Annotated in this window: 15 protein-coding genes; 5 read left to right on the forward strand and 10 right to left on the reverse strand. The window is 50.0% G+C overall.

Annotation, left to right across the window (positions count from 1 at the left end; translation table 11 throughout):
• Nucleotides 1–71: 71 nt before the first annotated feature.
• From JKP77_RS22700 to JKP77_RS18750, 7 genes are all read right to left on the reverse strand, one after another.
• On the reverse strand, nucleotides 72–1217 hold the full coding sequence (locus tag JKP77_RS22700) for a GGDEF domain-containing protein (protein WP_218312692.1): 1146 nt from the start codon (nucleotides 1215–1217) through the stop codon (nucleotides 72–74).
• Nucleotides 1218–1532: 315 nt separating this feature from the next.
• Complete coding sequence (locus tag JKP77_RS18725) at nucleotides 1533–3353, reverse strand: DUF885 domain-containing protein (RefSeq protein WP_338024898.1); 1821 nt, start codon at nucleotides 3351–3353, stop codon at nucleotides 1533–1535.
• Nucleotides 3354–3616: 263 nt separating this feature from the next.
• Nucleotides 3617–4945 (reverse strand): mechanosensitive ion channel family protein, encoded by a 1329-nt coding sequence (locus JKP77_RS18730; RefSeq protein ID WP_218312693.1) that lies wholly within the window; start codon nucleotides 4943–4945, stop codon nucleotides 3617–3619.
• Nucleotides 4946–5218: 273 nt separating this feature from the next.
• Complete coding sequence (locus JKP77_RS22705) at nucleotides 5219–6457, reverse strand: ATP-binding protein (protein ID WP_218312694.1); 1239 nt, start codon at nucleotides 6455–6457, stop codon at nucleotides 5219–5221.
• The gene (locus JKP77_RS18740; protein ID WP_218312695.1) at nucleotides 6454–7170 is read right to left on the reverse strand and encodes a winged helix-turn-helix domain-containing protein; all 717 of its coding nucleotides are present in this window, start codon (nucleotides 7168–7170) and stop codon (nucleotides 6454–6456) included. Before JKP77_RS18740 ends, JKP77_RS22705 begins: the two co-directional genes overlap by 4 nt.
• A gap of 1 nt (nucleotide 7171) precedes the next feature.
• Nucleotides 7172–7540: a DUF3019 domain-containing protein gene (locus JKP77_RS18745; protein WP_218312696.1), complete on the reverse strand. Its 369-nt coding sequence runs from the start codon at nucleotides 7538–7540 to the stop codon at nucleotides 7172–7174.
• A gap of 14 nt (nucleotides 7541–7554) precedes the next feature.
• Complete coding sequence (locus JKP77_RS18750; RefSeq protein ID WP_218312697.1) at nucleotides 7555–8499, reverse strand: MipA/OmpV family protein; 945 nt, start codon at nucleotides 8497–8499, stop codon at nucleotides 7555–7557.
• A gap of 104 nt (nucleotides 8500–8603) precedes the next feature.
• Between JKP77_RS18750 and JKP77_RS18755 the strand changes: the two genes are divergently transcribed.
• On the forward strand, nucleotides 8604–8936 hold the full coding sequence (locus JKP77_RS18755; protein ID WP_218312698.1) for a hypothetical protein: 333 nt from the start codon (nucleotides 8604–8606) through the stop codon (nucleotides 8934–8936).
• A gap of 352 nt (nucleotides 8937–9288) precedes the next feature.
• Nucleotides 9289–10365 (forward strand): hypothetical protein, encoded by a 1077-nt coding sequence (locus JKP77_RS18760; protein ID WP_218312699.1) that lies wholly within the window; start codon nucleotides 9289–9291, stop codon nucleotides 10363–10365.
• Here JKP77_RS18760 and JKP77_RS18765 read toward each other — a convergent pair.
• From JKP77_RS18765 to JKP77_RS18775, 3 genes are all read right to left on the reverse strand, one after another.
• Nucleotides 10328–11317 (reverse strand): M28 family peptidase, encoded by a 990-nt coding sequence (locus JKP77_RS18765; RefSeq protein ID WP_218312700.1) that lies wholly within the window; start codon nucleotides 11315–11317, stop codon nucleotides 10328–10330. The genes JKP77_RS18760 and JKP77_RS18765 overlap by 38 nt on opposite strands.
• Nucleotides 11304–12083 (reverse strand): substrate-binding periplasmic protein, encoded by a 780-nt coding sequence (locus tag JKP77_RS18770; RefSeq protein ID WP_218312701.1) that lies wholly within the window; start codon nucleotides 12081–12083, stop codon nucleotides 11304–11306. The genes JKP77_RS18765 and JKP77_RS18770 overlap by 14 nt, the downstream gene beginning before the upstream one ends.
• Nucleotides 12084–12298: 215 nt before the next feature.
• The gene (locus tag JKP77_RS18775) at nucleotides 12299–12784 is read right to left on the reverse strand and encodes a tetratricopeptide repeat protein (RefSeq protein ID WP_218312702.1); all 486 of its coding nucleotides are present in this window, start codon (nucleotides 12782–12784) and stop codon (nucleotides 12299–12301) included.
• Between the two features lie 382 nt (nucleotides 12785–13166).
• Between JKP77_RS18775 and JKP77_RS18780 the strand changes: the two genes are divergently transcribed.
• The 3 genes from JKP77_RS18780 to JKP77_RS18790 all read left to right on the forward strand — a co-directional run bounded on the left by JKP77_RS18780 (nucleotide 13167) and on the right by JKP77_RS18790 (nucleotide 17570).
• Complete coding sequence (locus tag JKP77_RS18780; RefSeq protein ID WP_218312703.1) at nucleotides 13167–15515, forward strand: tetratricopeptide repeat protein; 2349 nt, start codon at nucleotides 13167–13169, stop codon at nucleotides 15513–15515.
• Between the two features lie 339 nt (nucleotides 15516–15854).
• Nucleotides 15855–16064, forward strand: coding sequence for a transcription antiterminator/RNA stability regulator CspE (cspE, locus tag JKP77_RS18785; protein ID WP_218312704.1), 210 nt, complete (start codon nucleotides 15855–15857; stop codon nucleotides 16062–16064).
• Nucleotides 16065–16205: 141 nt separating this feature from the next.
• Nucleotides 16206–17570, forward strand: coding sequence for a DEAD/DEAH box helicase (locus JKP77_RS18790; protein ID WP_218312705.1), 1365 nt, complete (start codon nucleotides 16206–16208; stop codon nucleotides 17568–17570).
• Nucleotides 17571–17689 lie beyond the last annotated feature (119 nt).

Consider the following 17689-nt stretch of genomic DNA (forward strand, 5'->3'; position numbering starts at 1 on the left):
GAAGGTAGAACACGGCAGTCAATTCGGGCCTTTTATTGAAGCGTTAGGCGAACGCAGTCATTGCTTACAGATTAACGCAACCGGGCAATGCCAATCTGGTTTCTTCCCTGTTGTTTAGCAGCATAAACGGCGGCATCGGTGAGCTCATACAGGGTGTTAACGTCCTGTGCGCCTGTTTTTGCGACGCTTCCGACGCCGATACTGGCGGTAATATTCGCTGTTGCCTCCTGAATCTCCGGAACGGTCAGCTCCTGAAAGCGCTGGTGAATGTGAATCGCCAACTTATGGGCATCATCAATGGATGTACCCGGCAGGATGATGGCAAATTCTTCTCCGCCAATGCGGGCGACGATATCCAGCTCACGTCGGCAGGTGTCGTTAAGCACGCTGGCTACCGCCTTAATACACAAATCACCTATAGCGTGCCCATGCGTATCGTTAAGTAATTTGAAATGGTCTAAATCTAACAGGATCAAACTGAAGTCCGTGTTGTGACGCTTTGACAGAGAGAAATTTCTCTGCATTTCGGCGTCGTAAACGCGCCGGTTAGCGAGTCCCGTCAGTGGATCCGTTCGCGCCAAGCTATCCAGCTCGCGCTGTGTCTCTATCAGTGTTAATTCGATATCGAGCTTTCTGAAAAATTCGGCATGCGCGTTTTTTATCGTCGAGATCAAATACAGGCAATAAAATCCGAATGCATACAAAATCGCAACCAGCTCAGGGCGATACAAAACAATGACAACGGAGGCCCAGATAAAACACAGCAGGCTGCAAGCCATGGCATTGCGCTTGTCGATACAGAACTGGTGCGCGATAGCAGTGGAGAAGTTCACAGTACAAATCAGGCTAACGATAAATGCGCTGGTCCAGTCAGGATGCATGGATATCCAGCCAAACCATGCGCCCCATATTAGTACGCAGCCGTAGACCAGTAGCCAGTGACGTGCCCGCCACGACGCGTACTGATCTTTTGACGGCACTTTGCCTGCGAGGCGAATACCGGCTATTGCCAGTAAAGGCACTAAAAAAGTGAATACATAAGCCGTGTGGGTTTGAAAAAGTCCCTGTGGAAGGGCGCTGAACACCACCGCCAGGCTATAAAACACCGGGCCGATTTTGGAGCGTGCAAACAGGGTTTCGACAGTTCGACGGGAAAGATATTGCTCAGGTTTTTCTTCAATCAGTGGCAAGGAGGTCTTTGCAGCTTCGGCTCTCACTTATGCGCTCTTTTTATTCTGCAGGGGTTGATACACACGAATAGCGGAAAGCATAATTATTCCGGCAGATTGGTGCGATCACCGCTATCAACAACTATTCTGAGTGTAGTCAAGACGCTACGTTTTGTATACAAAAAGGGAGGAAGTTGAGACTAAGGTATAGGATGCGGTTTTCTGAACGGAGTTTGTTGAAATTGTCGCTGCCGGACTACACGATTACGCCAAACGCTTTCAGTACCATGAAAGTAAAACAGGCGAATACCCTTTCGGTATCCGCCTGTTTATTCACTTTTAATCAGAGACTGTGACTGAGGCTTAGCTCTGTGATGCTATCCAGCGGTCAATTTTTTGCTCCAGAATAGGAAGTGGCAACGCACCGGTTCCCAACACCTGGGCGTGGAAGGCTTTGATATCAAAGTCGTCACCCAGCGCCTCTTCTGCTTTTTTGCGCAGCTCCTGGATTTTCAGGGCGCCCACTTTGTAAGCCAGTGCCTGTGAAGGGATTGCAATGTAACGCTCAACTTCGGCAACGACTTCGGTGCGGGTCATACCGGAGTTGGCCAGCATGAAATCAATGGCCTGCTCGCGGGTCCAGCCTTTGGCATGAATACCGGTATCGACGACCAGGCGCATGGCGCGCAACTGCTCATCCTGTAATGTGCCGTAGCGGTTCCACGGATCATCGAAGAAGCCCATTTCATAACCCAGCGTTTCTGAATACAGAGCCCAGCCTTCAACATAAGCGGTGTTACCACCGAAGCGCATAAACGCCGGTAGTGCCTCATTTTCCTGTGCCAGACTGATTTGGAAATGGTGACCTGGTGCCCCTTCGTGAAGGTACAGCGTCACATTACCGGTGGTCAGACGGCTCGGCAGATCATAGGCGTTAAAGTAGAACGTGCCGGGGCGTGACCCATCAGGCGTGCCGCTTTGATACGAACCGCCCGCACTGAATTGCTCGATTGCCGGATCGTAGGGTTTAATTTCAAGCTCTGACTTTGGCAGCAGTGAGAAGTAGTCATCGATTTTCTCGTCTACTTCACGACCGATACGATAATAATCCTGAGTCAGTGCTTCACGGCTTTCAGGTTTGAATTGCGCATCGGTACGCACGTAATCAAAGAACTCATTCAACGTGCCTTCAAATTCAACTTCTTCCATGATCTCAAGCATGCCGTCTTTGATCCGTTTGACTTCGCTTAAGCCCAGCTCATGCAGGTAGTCTGCCGTCAACGGTAACGTGGTGGTGCTTTCGATAAGTTGCTTATAGAGCTTTTCACCACCTTTCATGTCGCTCAGACCAATAGATTCACGAGCGACAGGGAGGTATTCATCACGTAAGAAATTACGCATCCGTTCAGTAGACGCATAAATTGCTTTGGTAGCTTCTTCATACTCTTTAGTCAGTCGGGCTTTGTCTTCATCAGAGAAACTGTCCGGCATCATCGCAACCGGACCCCAGTACTGTGACTCTTTCATTGGAATAGAAAGTTGCTTATCAAACTGCTTAATCACTCTGTCGATGGTCAGTTTTGTTTCAAAAACACCGGACTCCATTCCCTGACGGAAACGTTCGATAGCACGCTCACTAATGTCGATATAGTCCTGGTGGCGGGAAAGGTTGTTTTCGTAATCTTCAACCGTTTTAAAAGGTGCCGCGCCTTTGCCGCTGGCAAACGTGGGATAAAAGGTATGGAAGCCGCTGAAGTGATTTACAGGACGTACAATCGTCAGAGCCCGGATTTCATCCGTCATACTTTTCAGGCTTTGCTCCTGATTGTACTTAAACACATCATAAGACAGCTTGTCGGTATCGTTAAGTTTACTACGATCAATCTGGTCTAGCTTCGCCAGATTCAGCAACGTATCGGTGCGCGAGGCAAGAAACTGTGCATCTGTAAGGTAGTCACCCAGGCGGTCCGCGCGGCGCATATCGCCCCGGAAAAGGCCTGAAATCGGGTTTAGTGCCAGCTGACGCTCATCCGACTCAGCGAACAAGGCAAACAGACGGTCGTGCTCACTTTGTTGTTTTTCGGCGACGGTTGCTGTGCTGTTTGACTGAGTATCTGCCATGACTGGCAGGGCCGTATGCGCCATCACGGCACTGCTGATTAATAAAGTGCGAAGTAAACTCACTGGATGTGTCTCCCTATACGCTCAGGTTGTTGATGTGCGTTAAAAAATTGATGTTAGCCTATTGATATCATGGAGTCGATTTAATGGCTGTGTTTGCCGGGCAATGCATTGTAAAGAGATATTTCAAAGTGCCGGGAAAACGGCGGCGGGTTTATAACCGCAGCAGAACGGCATGCCCTGCTGCGGTGCTGATTTTTCACCTGGTGTCAGTGGATTATTCAAATTTGCCGGTTTGCCAGGCTCCCAGTGGTTAAAGAAGCGATTTATTCCGGCGTGGTGTTTTTAAAGGAAACCGGCTCTTCATTAATCACCCTCACTTCACGTTGCGGGAACGGGATCTCAATATTGTGTTCGCGAAGTGTTTCAAATACCAGCAGCAGTAAGTCGCCGCCGACGCGGTTTTTGCCATCATCGATGCCTTCCATCCAGAATTCCACGAACATATTGACGCCGGAGTCACCGAAGCTGTCAATTTCACAGTCAGGGCGCTCCTCAAAGGGAATGTGATCGCCGCTGATAACCTGGGGGTGTTGCGCGACGGCGTCGCGAATAATGTCGCACATGGCGCGGATATCGGTTTTGTAGGCAACCGAAAAATCGATGCGGTAACGTTGCTTGGGATCTTTGTGCGTCCAGTTAATCAGCAGTGAGCTAATGAATTTCTCGTTAGGCACTAAGATGTCTTTGCCATCATAGGTTTCCAGTACGGCGTAGCGCATCTTAAACTCGCGCACAAAACCTTTGCTGCCATCATCCAGTTCAACGTAATCGCCAACGGTCAAAGAGCGATCCAGTAAGATGATAATGCCTGAAATAAAATTTGACGCGATAGATTGTAAACCCAGACCAAGACCTACACCGACAGCACCACCAAACACTGCCAGCGCGGTCAGATTGATGCCCATGATGTTTAACAGCAGCAGGAAGCCAATACAGAACAGCGCCACTTCAAACAATTTGACAAAGACTTCTTTGGTTGTGATATCCAGCGTCTTGTGACGCCGGATAATATCTTGACCGACATTATTGGAGGCGCGACCAAGCCAGAAGAGCAGCATGCCGAAAATGATGACGCGTGCTACGCCGTAAGCGGAAATATCTACGTTGCCGACAGATAATGAGACTGACTTAAGCGCATCAACGACGGCGGGAAGCACCCCCACCAGATGTAAAAACACCAGTGGCAGACCAACCCATCGCATAAACATCGCCACGGTGTCGCTGGTGACAAAGGCACGAATGAAGGATGCCAGAAATAGCATCACCGCGATCACCAGCGCCACTTCCAGCAGCCAGGCGTTGAACTGATATTCATTGCCCAGCACTGTGGTTAGCTTCAGCAACGTAATGGCAAGTACCGGAAACAGGAGTCCACCGAGCTTCCAACCCAGCCAGTGCAGTGAATGCGCGCCTTCTCCCGGCCTGGCCCGGGTAAACGGGATACGGCTTCTTAACGTGACTGCCATCAGATAGGCAATCAGGTAGATACCGGCAATCAGACATATCTGAACCAGAAACTGCGTGCTGACAATCGCGTCATTGGCAGAGTGCAGAAATGCATTCCACTTTTGCTGCAGTGAAGAAAAATCCATCAAAATACCTTTCACTCCCGATGGAGCCTGTAGACCTGAGAACGCCGTTGTAACCTGTATTAGTCGTTCCGTAAAACAAAATTCGCTTCTCGTGAACGTAAAAAATAACACGATTGTTGTCGAAGTGGTGAGATAAAGTCACAGCAAATGAGTGGCTGTAGGCCGTACCAAAACAATCACAACGAGCCGCCTCAGCCAGGGTAGTACACGTGAGTACTGCAGCGATTGGTAGAGTGACGGGCCTGGGTGACAGGCGCAGGAAAGAAACCTTCGCTAATTACCTGGTGAGGAATGGGCAGGGAAGTGTAGCGTAATTCTTGCGCCACCTGATGCGCTGTCGCTGGCTGTGCAGGAACCACCGTGCCAGTGCATGATGCGTTTGACGATGGCAAGGCCAAGGCCTGCACCCCCTTGATGCCGGCTGCGCGCGCTGTCAGGACGAAAAAACGCATCAAATACCGTCTCTTTGAACGCATCGTCAATGCCATCGCCATCATCATCAACGTGCAGGCTGATGCCTGATGAGGTTTGTTCAATAATGATGTTTACGTTTTGATGAGCGTGGCGAACCGCATTGGCAAGCAGGTTGTCGGTGGCACGGGCCAGCAGATGACTATCACCAATCAGCTCGATGGCTTCGCCGCTCACTGACAGCGTTTTATCGCTGTGAGAGGCTATCATCGACACCCGTTGCTGACAGAAAGGCACAAGCGGAATACTTTCCATCAACAGTTCAGGTTTATGGGCGTTTAGTCGGGTAAAGTCCAACATTTCCTGAACCAGCTTGTCCAGTTCATCAATGTCATTGCGGGCCTCGGTCACTTCTGCTTCGCTCATGCCATTCTCTGTGGCCATCGCAAACTTCAACCGTGCCAGTGGCGTTTTGAATTCGTGCGTCACCGCGCCAGCCAACTCGCGCTGATTATTTAGCAACAGCTTCACATTGCGACTGAGATCATCCAGCGCCCGCGCAATGTTGCTTAGCGGTGAGTTGGTGGACAATGTCGGAACGGACATCCCCCCATCCGGGCCCAGATTACGCGTTGCGCTCACCAGCCTGCTCAAATCCCGCCACAGCGGATAAATCCAGATAGCGATGGCAACGCCGAGCAGGATAAAAAAGATGCTGCTATACAGCCACCAGTTTCCTGGACGGGGGGCATATTCAGAAAATGTCACGATGGCCACTTTGGCATCAGACGTGGGAACGTAGATTTTCCATTCCTCATTGTAGAAACCCTGCACCAGTTCCTGCTGTGCCAGCTGACTGGCAACGCTCTGACTGACCGCCAGCGCGTTGTTGTCGATGATGTCGAAACTCAGGTTGGCGTTAGCCAATACCCTTGCGAGTTTGGTGCTGTCGCTCTGGTGTTGTTTTAGCAGCGTCAGCCAGGCCTGTTGTGACTCGGTAAGGGCGGGGCTGTTTACCGGGAAAAACTGCTCAAGGCCCACCGTCAGCGTTACCAGACTCAGCGCAATAAAAAGGTAAAGGCTGAAAAATAGCCGTGTCACCGCGCGCTACTCTGTGACCAGGCATCGGCGACAAAAAAGAAGCCTTTTCCCCAAATCGTCTTTATCCGATACGGGTTTTGCGCATCGTCATTCAGTTTTTTTCGCAATCGGGAGATTCGCACATCTGCGGAACGATCCAGCCCGTCATAGTCGCGTCCAATGATCTGCTGGTAAATTTGCTCGCGATGCACCACTGAACCTGCATGCTCGGCAAGCATACAGAGTAAATCAAATTCGTGACTGGTTAGCGCAACTGACGTGCCATCGAGCACAACCCGGCGCGCTTCTTTATCAATCTGCAGTCCACCGAACGTGAGTGACGCGCTGGTGGGAGTAGCCGGAGTAGTAACACGTCTCAGCAGCGCCTGAATGCGTGCCAGTAGCAGTCTTGGCTCTACCGGCTTGGTGACGTAATCATCGGCACCGATTTCCAGTCCCAGAATCTCGTCCAGGGCTTCGTTTTTCGCAGACATAAACAGCAGCGGGCCTTTGTATTGCTCGCGTATCTTGCGGCACAGTGTCAGGCCGTCTTCACCGGGAAGCATGATATCCAGCACGATCACGGAGGGAGGGTGTCGGGTGACTGTTTCTTTAAGCGTGCTGCCGTCTGGTAGCGCAATCACTGTAAACAGGTTTTTGCTGAGGTAGTCGGCGACCAGCTTTCGCAGACGCGCATCGTCCTCTACCAGAATCACGGTAGGTTGGTTATTCATATCAGAACACACTCCAGGGCAATCTCACCCGACGTCGTTTAGGACGTGAATCAATGACTTTGTGCTCAAGGAGGAAAGAGTCGAGACGCGCGCCATCGCGGGTGGTGAGTTGAAACATCATGTCCTGTGCAATACGCACATCAACCTGCATCTGCTGGGTAGTAAAACAATCATAAAATTGCTCATCGATGTTAAGACAGGTAGATAACGGCGTAAAAGCAGGTGATGTCAGTGTAACCGCGACGCGGGCATCACAAAATTCGTCCTCGGCGGACACCACACATTCACCGGGCTTTACCTCCCAGTCTATCGCGTAAACCGGCGCAAAAAAAAGCAGGCCGATCACCACAGTAAAAGTTCTAAGTAACATCCCTGACAACGATCCTAAAAACGATAAGCCACACCGGCAAAGGCAGAATACACCATGTTATCTTCCACAACCGGGCTGTCCGTCATACCTTTATGGAGTCTGGTTGCACCCAGTCGGGTTAACACATGCCATGCTTTCGTCAACGGATAGCTGGCATGTACGCTAATGCCTGGCTGGAAGCCTCCGTTAGCGTCGTACTGCAGACTCTCACTGGCAGCGTCCTGGGATCGAACCCCATAATAATAATCGGTAAGCGCGCGACTCTTCCAGGCCAGTTGTGGCGCCACGGTTACCTGCCAGTCTCCGACATTTGTGTAGTATCGATATTCAAGTGCGGCGTGAAATCCATCGTACACGCTGCTGATGTCTCTTGCCAACATTAGCCGGATATGGTGATTGTCCTGATACCACTGCCAGCGAATACCGGCGTCCAGTGCCCATTTGCGGCTTTCAATGTCATCGACAGACAGTCGGCGGTCTTCAGGCTCTACATCCTGCTGATCGCCTATCATCTGAAAAGGAGGCGTTGATGACGTGTTCAGGTAAGACGCAGCAGGAACCAGTAAGTTACTGACGTGCCAGAAGCTGAAGTTGGCCTTTTCAAAATTCGGAACGACAAACGCTTCCACACTGGTGCTTGATGTAGGCTGCCACTGATAGCCAAGTTCGCCGTTGTCAAAATAGGCAGAATCGCCATACCAGGCAATGTCTGGAAGCAGAATAAAGGGAATAGTATCGCCATCGACAAGCGGGTTTGTGCGTCCGCCAATACCGATTGCCACGCCGACTTGCCAGCTGTTTGATTCGATACAGGCTGAACGTGCGTCACATTCGTCAGATGCGCTAACGGTGCCAGAAACCATCATCAACAGTGCTGAGAAAAAGAGAATAGAAAATTTCATAATATCTGAGCGGAATAAGCCAGATGCAAGGTTAGCAAATCCGGTTACCTGTGGCATGTGTCGATTACAAATAATCACAAAAATGTGCAAGTTCTCACGTTTTTTCTCCGCTGATTTGGTTAGGCTTTAGGCGTCAGAAAAAGCACACGGAGAGAATGTGTATGGCCGAACCTAACTCAACTATTACCAACGTGCTGGCAGTTGCCATTGCACTGACCGCGATCGGGACAGGCGGTGAACCGCAATCTGATGCGCGTCAGGGTAAGCGAGTTGAAAGGAGTGTTAATACACCTGTGCTATCTGAGCAATCTGTGTCGGCAAAGAAGCAGTACGCCTCGCTACTGTCCAGTGCATACGGCGGCATTGAGCGCCACTATTCCCAAGCGCCCTCGGAACCGCACAATGAGATGCCGGAGTCATTACGAGTTATCTCCGGGCGGGCGATACCGGATGAAGCCGAAGATTATGGCTTTATCTCTGCTTTAGGCGAATAGAAAGGGTTTGTTCGAAATACGGTAAGTTTTATTGTCCAGGGCCTTCCCCGTTCCTGTCTGTGTTCGTTTTATCATCCTCTGTTACTGGAAAACGTTCACTTGTTTGGAGAGCATTGCGCTCTCCTTTTTTTTATCCCGCGGTTAATAAGGCATCCCAGGCATCGCTGCCACGCTTTTTGTCAATCTTGTGCAGGTCTCTGGCGTGCACCTCGCGACAGTGGTTGTTGAAATCGCGTCGTTCTCGTCACGTTATTACTGGAGTTCGTGGACACTCGCTTTTGAAGCGCGTTTATCGGTAAGATAGGAACTGGCATCGCCGATGCCGTCTGTTATGTTGCATAAGTAAAGGGATTTGGAATTGCAGGTAAACCAACAGGAAATCGACGCAGTAGAAGCGAAACTTCAGCGACAACATGGAATAAAGGCGGCTATTGCAGGGGCGTTTTGGGCGATACCTGTACTGGTGCTTTGGTATGTGTCTTATCAGATAAATGACAGTTTTGCACCGCTGATGCTTGCCATCAGTGGGATCCTGGTTGGCTTTGCCGTTCGTTTCCACGGCCAGGGTTACACGCCCTCATTCGGGATCATCGCCTTTCTCACGCATCTTGCTGTTGTTATTGCCGCGTTTCTGTTTGGGATGAGTCTCGGGGAAGGGCAAACGGTGCTTGCTGTGATGCTTGCCGGATTCTATGTTGCCGGGGCATGGGCGGCAGTTTATATCGGCAGAGCGCGCATACCGTTTACCCAGCACAGAGCGTTTTATCTGTTGACGGAGCAGACGCCGCACCCCAGCCACAAGCGCCTGCGAAATCGTTGGTTTTTAACGGTTCCTGTCAGCGTGATCCTCACTTGCGTGACCCTTTCCGCTTCACTGTTTACGCTGGCCAGCATTGATTTCATTAATGCTTCCGTGTCTCACGCTCAGCGTGAGAGTGAGCAGCGGGATGCTCTTGAGCAAAAAGCAATAGACGTCACCTCAGAGCATCTGGCTACTCTGACCAATGACGAGGCAATGCGTCACGCCTATGCGTTCTTTCATGGTTTTCTTCCCAGCAAAAAGGGCGCTCGCTACAGTCGCTACCCAAAGTCCGAATATAAATCTAAACGTATTTTGTCCTTCTTAGCGCAGGAAAGAGAAGATGCCCGTGCGCAGTTCATACTCGGACGGTTAACCTATGCTGAGGAAGGGGGCGCACTAATTCAGCAGGCTGCTGACAACGGCGATAGTTTTGCCAAAATTCATCAGGCCACGGAATTTGGCTGTTTTGGCAATACCCGACGCGCAACAGAGCTACTGAATCTGTTGGCGAAAACAGTGACAGAGGCCAGTGCAAAACAGGAAAATGATTCGATTCTGCATACAGGGTTTGACAGCGTGTGTGCCGAATTCAGCAGGCCTGACTTTGCGATGATGTACATTCGCTGATAGTGGTCTGAGTCTTCCCTAGCAGCGTGGTCATATTTGCATCTGCATACTCAGCCACCAGGATTGCTGCTTTGACAGCGTCTGCTGCGAACTGTGGGCGGATGGTCTCGATAGTGTCTGAATGCTGATGGTAGTGCGAGTGTATGTCTGAGGCAAAAAACAAATAGGGAATACCTGCTTTATCGAAGGCTCCGTGATCGCTGGCTTGCTGCCAGTCCTGTCGGTGATGACGCCTGCCATTTTCCCGGTAAAGCCTGCGCGGGTTGGTGGAGAGGCGAGCGCTAAGCATGTCCAGCTGTGGTATCGCAGCCAGGTGATCATCGATAGCATCAGGGAGCCCGTGGGCAAGAATAAACAGGATTTGTTTTCTGCCACCATTTCCCAACATATCCAGATTTATATTCAGCAGAAGTGTCTGGTTATTGATAACGGGATCGTCAAACAACGCATGAGCGCCATGTAAGCCGCTTTCTTCTGCATCGGTGGCGACAAACAGCAATGAATGGTGCGGAGGGTTGGCGTTAAAATACGCAGCAATAGCCAGCATGACAGCAACCCCTGATGCGTTGTCATCGGCACCGTTAAATATGCGGCGACCCTGTCGACCAAGATGGTCGTAGTGCGCCGTAAACACAATATATTGCTCCGGATAATCAGCGCCGCTTATCTTTCCGATGATATTGATGCCGCGTTTTTGCACCATGTTTTGGGTAAACGTAAAGGGATGAGAAAACTGATTTTGCAGCGGTTGCAAAGCCAGCGATGTAAAACGATGACGAAGATAGTCTGCGGCTTTATCGTGTCCCGGCGTATCTGGCTCTCTGCCTGCTTTGTCGCCGGCCGAAAGATTTCGGATATCTTCTAAAAGCTGAGCCTGATGTGAAGCTGCATGAGCATGGTAGCTAAGCAGTATTGCGGTCACTGCAATCGCGAGCGCATTACGGCCTTTCATAACACTGCATATTGGTTTCACTGGGCTGCGATAGCACGTTTGACAGATGATGGTTGAAGGACTCTACGTAGGCCTTATCAACGGTTAAACGGCTGAACAGAAAAAATACCTCATTGTCGTGAAGAATTTCATCGGAAAGCACCAGATCTGAGTCCTCCTCGCTAAGCGAGGACAGGCTTGTCACTCGCAACCCTTTCATTTGATGGCACAATGCGCCGCGATCATCTACAACGGCATCAACTTTACCCTGTGATAACATTGCAATGCGCTCAGGTAGGCTAAAGCCGTGAACAAACTGTTTGGGATACTGTGCTTTTAGCGCTTCAACCAAATCGCCAAAGTAACCTGATATATTGATACCAACAATCCCTCCCTGTTCAAGCACTTCTCGCAACTGTGTGTGGCGATTATGAGCAGCATTGTTGAAGAACATGACGCCAATCACTTCCTGCCGATAGGGCAGTGAATAATAAAACTGCTCCGCCCGCTCAGGGGGGTAGGAAGCGCCAATAGAAATGTCGAAACTGCCTTTTCCCAACTCTATGATAGACCGGGCCTCCGTCATCGGCAGCACATCGACCTTACAACCCATAGCGGTGACAACACGATTTAACAGCGTGAAGTCAATACCCTCATACAGGTCATTACCAAACTGGTAGAAGTACGGCTTCCAGTCACCGTTATATGAAACCACTAGTTCAGACTGGCATTCCTTAGCCATAGCACTGTAGGAAAAAAGCATCAAAAAAGCGATGAGGGTGCGCATTCAACGTATCCATACTGACGTAAACGTTTTTAGTTTATGCGAGCATCTTTACGGAGAAAAGAACAAATATCAAACAATGAAAGCAAAAACGGGAGGTGTTTTAGCAATTCGAGAGGGCAGACCATACTGCAAAGAAAGCAGAATATACAAAAGGGCAGCAGGTACCTGACAGGTTGGGTTAATGTCAGATGCCTGCTACCGCAAAGGTCGGCGGTTTAGTTTCGGGCCAGTAAGTTCTGTTCAGAAGCCGCTTCAAGGTTGTGCTCAATCAGCGGGTTACGCGCGTTGAGCTGCTTTGCTCTCTCTAAATCAGCTTTGCATGCCTGCGGCTGTGATGTCAGGCAGTTGAGCACGGCGCGGTTGTTGTAGGCAATCGCGCTGCCGTGTGCTGCCGATACCGCATCGTCACACGACTGTTTCGCGGTTGTCATATTGCCGGAAGCAATATGCGCTACGCACAAGTTGTTTAGCAGGGGGGCTCGTAGTGAGGTTACCGAAGACAGATTGAGCGCCGCCATAGTCTTGCGGATCCCTTTTTCGTAATCGCCGGACTCAATCTCTCTCACACCGTTTACGTCCTGAACGCTGGTTTTCAATTTCAGCGACTGGCCCTGATAAGTTTCTGCAACAGCGTTTGATGCAGTAAATGTCAGGCCTGCAAACAGGGTGAGAAGCAATGATGTTGAACGTAAAGTAGCCATAACAAATCCTTAGAACAGGGTCAGTACAAAAGTGTCGTAAAAGCGTTTCCCAAATTGCCTGTGCCTGTCTTTTTCGTGACGATTTGAGAGTTGCCTTTCGAGCGAGTATGGTTAGCGTCGTGCGGAATAGCCTGATGATCTCATAAAAAAAAGCTGATGATTTTCTAATGGTTGTATAAGCTTTTGAAAAGTGTTTGTTTTTTTATATTTATTAAGTGACTTTTTTCCGGGTGGTTAACACAATTTTTCATCACTAAAAGTGGGGAAAGCACCAGAGAAGACTGTTTAGATACACAGAAAAATAAGAGACGGTGAAGATACTGACTTTACCAGTGAGAGCACAAACGAAGAGTGATGGCCTGGCGCCAGAGGCAGAAGACAATTGACAACTAACCAGCAAATGCAGACAGATCGATTCAGAATTGGCGATTTTATCATTGATGCTGATGACAACACGGTATCTGGCCGTACGCAGCAGCGGCACATTGAGCCCAAAGCCATGCAGGTATTACTGGAGCTGGTGTCCTGCGCCAATAAAACGGCTGATCGCAAAGCGCTTCTGCAGAATGTGTGGGGAGACCGCGTGGTGGTAGATGAAGCGTTGACCCGGGTGATTTCTCAATTGCGAATTGCGTTTGATGACACAAAATCCCGTAGTCTGATTCAGACGGTACCAAAAAAAGGTTATCGCCTGAATGCACAGGTAGAATGGCTGCACGACGACGCTGGTGACCCTCAGTCGCAGCGGGACGGGTTGGATCGGGCAACGATTTCCGGACAACCCGTTATTGATGCTGGCAGCACGCCCGACTCATCGACAGGCTCACAGCAAGATGTGCAGGGCTTATTCTCCTCGCCGGTTTCCACCTATGTGCCCAAAAGTATGTTGCGCCGGCGTTTGCAGGGGAGCAGCTTTTTCTTTGGTATTGTGCTGATTGTTGCCGTTGTGACCTGGCTGGTGGACTCATCCGATTCTGCGCTCATTGACGATGCGCCATCTGTCGCGGTGCTTCCCTTAACAGCCGTCAGTGATAATACGCAGTCTCAATATTTAGCGGAAGGACTGGCTGAGGAGCTGATGACTGTGCTTGGGAATACGCCCGCACTGAATGTGCCCTCGCGTTATTCCACGTTTGCTTTTGCGCAGCAGTTCCAGCGGTTAAAGGATATCGCCAGCGCGCTGGATGTACGATATCTGATTGTAGGCACAGTAAGAAACGGTGAGGGCAGTTATACCATTGTTATTCGTCTTATTGACGCAAAGCAGGATAAAACCCTGTGGTCGTCAACCTATGAAGATGACGAAACCCGTCTGGCAGGCGTGTCCGACACGATTGCTGCAGATGTCATTAAGCAACTGTTACCGGAAACCAGCAGCGCTTTTTCGAGTACTGGCAGGATACATAACATCGAAGCGTATCAGGCTTATCTGAGGGGCACCTACTGGCTGATGAACGGAAAAACCAGCGAATGGTATCTGCAGGCGGAACAGGCATTTAACGAGGCCATTCAGGCTGACCCTTCCTATGCAGAAGCTTACGGCAGCCTGGCGTACGTCTATGCCCGGTTTAACTACCATGACACCTATCTTCCTCAACAAGAAGCAACACAAAAGGCAGAAGATGCCATCAGCACTGCACTGTCGCTGAACCCTGATAATGTGCAGGCGCATCTTGCAAGAGCTATTATTGCTACATCAGGGCAGGCATTCGATGTCGCCGAAGACGCATTGGACGCTGCACTTGCAATCACACCGCAACATGCAACGGCGTTGTATCTGTATTCAGAGTTACGGCTTGCGCAGAATGATTTTGACAGTGCACTTGAGTATGCGAAGCAAGCGAAAACACAAGACCCACTCTCGCCCTGGGTGAACGTAAACCTGGCAATTGTGCATTACTGGCGAGGTGAAATGGAGGCAGCGTTACGCGCAGCAGATGCCGCTATTGCGATCGATGATGACTATACCTGGGCCTACGTCTGGAAGGCCAAAGCCCTGCATCAGCAAGGCCGTCTGGCAGAAGCGATTTCGGCGATGCAGGCGTGCCTTGACATTGATGCATCGTCACCCGTAAACAACGCCTATACCGGCATCCTGTATCTGGAAGCCGGATTGCCAGAACGCGCAGCAACGCTGTTTACCACCACCGCAGCATTGTTTGGTGACTCAACCGATGCACGGTTTTGGAAAGGGGTTGTTCGTTTCGCTTACGAGCAGCAAAACAGCGAAGTGGGTATTGCCATGCTTGAAGAGTTAACACTACTGGATAATCGCATATTTTCACTGATACCTGTGCTATCGGCGTTATATCTTCAGAATGACCAGAGCGAAGCGGGTGGCCGTTTTTTGTCGCAATACATAAGGTTACCTGATGGCACCATGCCCAAGGTGAATTATCTGAATATGCACGCTGCAGCTGGACTGCGTGTGTTGCGCCAGAACAGCGATACGCAGAGCCATACCCCCGCAACTGATTCTGCAGTGCTGGATGAACAGCTACTGCCTGAATTTGGTGAGGTATTCTGGTTACTGCAAAACGATGCGCTAAATCAAAAGCAACAGAAGCAGCTTAAAGAAACCCTGCTTTCAGGCTGGCCAGAATACCTCTGGGCAGTAAAAGAAACTGAGGGGGGATTGCAAGTATCTGGCAATATTCAGCCTGCGACCCTGGCAACAATGAAAGCACGTCGTCAAAAGCAAGCTGAGGCGCTTGTGAAGCAAGAACAGTGACGTTGTGTTCACAATCATGCCGGGCATGGCAAGCCTCCCTATGTTTTGCAGCAATGCAAGGGGGGCTTTTGCAAGACGCTTACGGCGAAATAAATGCAAAATAACCCGATTGCGCAAAATTTATGCTGGCTAACACTGAATTAGGGTGTTACTATGCGTCCGCCTTTCGAAGGTTCTATTTACATTTGATATAAGCTACATCCGTTAGTCCCTTGTTTGTCCACTTGTGCGATTCTCATTACGACCTCTACTGATTTAGACCTGTTACAAAGCGATAGCCCTTCAGCGCAACCGGGTTGTTTTTTGCACCCATCATTTTTATTTATTAAGGAGTTATCCATGTCTACAGTGACTGGTACCGTTAAGTGGTTCGACGAAACTAAAGGTTTTGGTTTTATTTCTCAGGCAGACGGCGGCAAAGATGTATTCGTACATTTCCGTGCAATCAAATCAGACGGTTTCCGTACTCTGACTGAAGGCCAACAAGTTCAATTCGTAGTTGAACAAGGTCAAAAAGGTCCTCAGGCTTCTGACGTAGAAGTACTGTAAATACCTTCAAACAGGCGGGCGCAGTCATTGTGCCCGTTTGTGAATTTCCTTCCTGAATTATCTTATGCCTGATTACCTTTGCTGTTTTCACACAGACATCAAAGATCATCAGGCCCCCATTCAATACCATTTGAGGTGTACATGCCTTTTACCAAGTTGGGCTTATCAGCTCCGCTACTTCGCGCTATTTCTGCGCAAAAATACACAAAACCTTCTCCTATTCAGGAGCAGGCTATTCCTGCCATTTTATCTGGCAATGACGTTCTGGCTGCCGCACAAACGGGAACCGGAAAAACCGCAGGCTTTGCACTGCCACTGTTACAGCGCCTTTCTGAAGGCAAAAAGCCCGGTGCAAATCACATTCGCGCACTTGTTCTTACGCCAACCCGCGAGCTGGCTGCACAGGTAGAGCAGAGCGTTCGTGATTACAGCACGGAATTGTCGCTTTCCAGTGCAGTAGTATTCGGTGGCGTGGGTATTAACCCACAAATGAAGCGCCTTCGTGGTGGTGTGGATGTGCTGGTGGCGACGCCAGGCCGGTTACTGGATTTGTATCAGCAAAATGCAGTGAAATTCAGTCAGCTTGAAGTACTGGTGCTGGATGAAGCCGACCGCATGCTGGACATGGGCTTCATTCACGACATTAAACGCATTCTGAAATTGTTGCCACAACAACGCCAGACCTTATTATTTTCTGCGACTTTCTCGCCAACCGTTACCGCGTTTGCTGAGACCATTACCAAGCAGCCAGTAAAAATATCTACAGCGCCGGAAAATTCCACTGTCGATATCATTGAGCAGAAGTTGGTACCGCTTGATAAGAACCGCAAAATTCCGGCGCTTATCAGTATGATCAAGCAGAATAACTGGACTCAGACACTGGTCTTTAGCCGCACAAAACATGGTGCCAACCGGATTGCCAAAAAGCTGGAATCAGCGGGGATCCCCAGTGCTGCTATTCACGGTAACAAAAGTCAGGGTGCGCGTACCAAAGCGCTCGCTGATTTCAAATCCGGTGAAATTGATGTGATGGTAGCGACTGATATTGCCGCACGCGGTATTGATATCAGCCAGTTGCCGGTAGTGATCAACCTGGACTTACCGAATACACCAGCCGACTATGTGCACCGCATTGGTCGTACAGGACGCGCCGGTGCTGAAGGGCAGGCATGGTCGCTGGTAAGCGCAGATGAACTGCAGCAGTTAAAAGACATTGAAACACTGATCCAGAAACTGCTTCCACGTCAGCCGCTGGCGGGCTTCGAGCCATCATTATCGCTGCCGCAAACCACACTGTCAGCGCCCAAGAAGCCAAAAAAGCCGAAGAAGCCAAAGCAGCATAGTGACGGAAATAGTCAGGGCAATGGCGGCGGTCAGGCAAAAGCCAGACGTCCTCAACAACGTAGCGGTGGTGGCCAGAATAAATCGAATATTGATAACCGGTCACGTCGGAGCAATAACGCGCCTCGTCGTGCCAGCGAGTCAGGCCGACACGCCTCGATGTAATCCAACGCTTTTGCTAAATGCACAAAAAAGGCACCTTTAGGGTAATGCCGATCAGTTAAGAGATTGACATTGGCTGTAAGAGGATCAAAATCCGATGATCGTAAGGTCATCGGATTTTT

The organism is Alteromonas antoniana (genome assembly GCF_019249295.1).
In the GTDB taxonomy this organism is placed as follows: domain Bacteria; phylum Pseudomonadota; class Gammaproteobacteria; order Enterobacterales; family Alteromonadaceae; genus Alteromonas; species Alteromonas antoniana.

What these genes read in the sequence shown, in the direction of transcription:
- JKP77_RS18730 (WP_218312693.1), bottom strand. Translation starts at nt 4,945, where the DNA reads ATGGATTTTTCTTCACTGCAGCAAAAGTGGAATGCATTTCTGCACTCT.
- JKP77_RS18740 (WP_218312695.1), bottom strand. Translation starts at nt 7,170, where the DNA reads ATGAATAACCAACCTACCGTGATTCTGGTAGAGGACGATGCGCGTCTG.
- JKP77_RS18745 (WP_218312696.1), bottom strand. Translation starts at nt 7,540, where the DNA reads ATGTTACTTAGAACTTTTACTGTGGTGATCGGCCTGCTTTTTTTTGCG.
- JKP77_RS18750 (WP_218312697.1), bottom strand. Translation starts at nt 8,499, where the DNA reads ATGCCACAGGTAACCGGATTTGCTAACCTTGCATCTGGCTTATTCCGC.
- JKP77_RS18755 (WP_218312698.1), top strand. Translation starts at nt 8,604, where the DNA reads ATGGCCGAACCTAACTCAACTATTACCAACGTGCTGGCAGTTGCCATT.
- JKP77_RS18765 (WP_218312700.1), bottom strand. Translation starts at nt 11,317, where the DNA reads ATGAAAGGCCGTAATGCGCTCGCGATTGCAGTGACCGCAATACTGCTT.
- JKP77_RS18770 (WP_218312701.1), bottom strand. Translation starts at nt 12,083, where the DNA reads ATGCGCACCCTCATCGCTTTTTTGATGCTTTTTTCCTACAGTGCTATG.
- JKP77_RS18775 (WP_218312702.1), bottom strand. Translation starts at nt 12,784, where the DNA reads ATGGCTACTTTACGTTCAACATCATTGCTTCTCACCCTGTTTGCAGGC.
- cspE (WP_218312704.1), top strand. Translation starts at nt 15,855, where the DNA reads ATGTCTACAGTGACTGGTACCGTTAAGTGGTTCGACGAAACTAAAGGT.
- JKP77_RS18790 (WP_218312705.1), top strand. Translation starts at nt 16,206, where the DNA reads ATGCCTTTTACCAAGTTGGGCTTATCAGCTCCGCTACTTCGCGCTATT.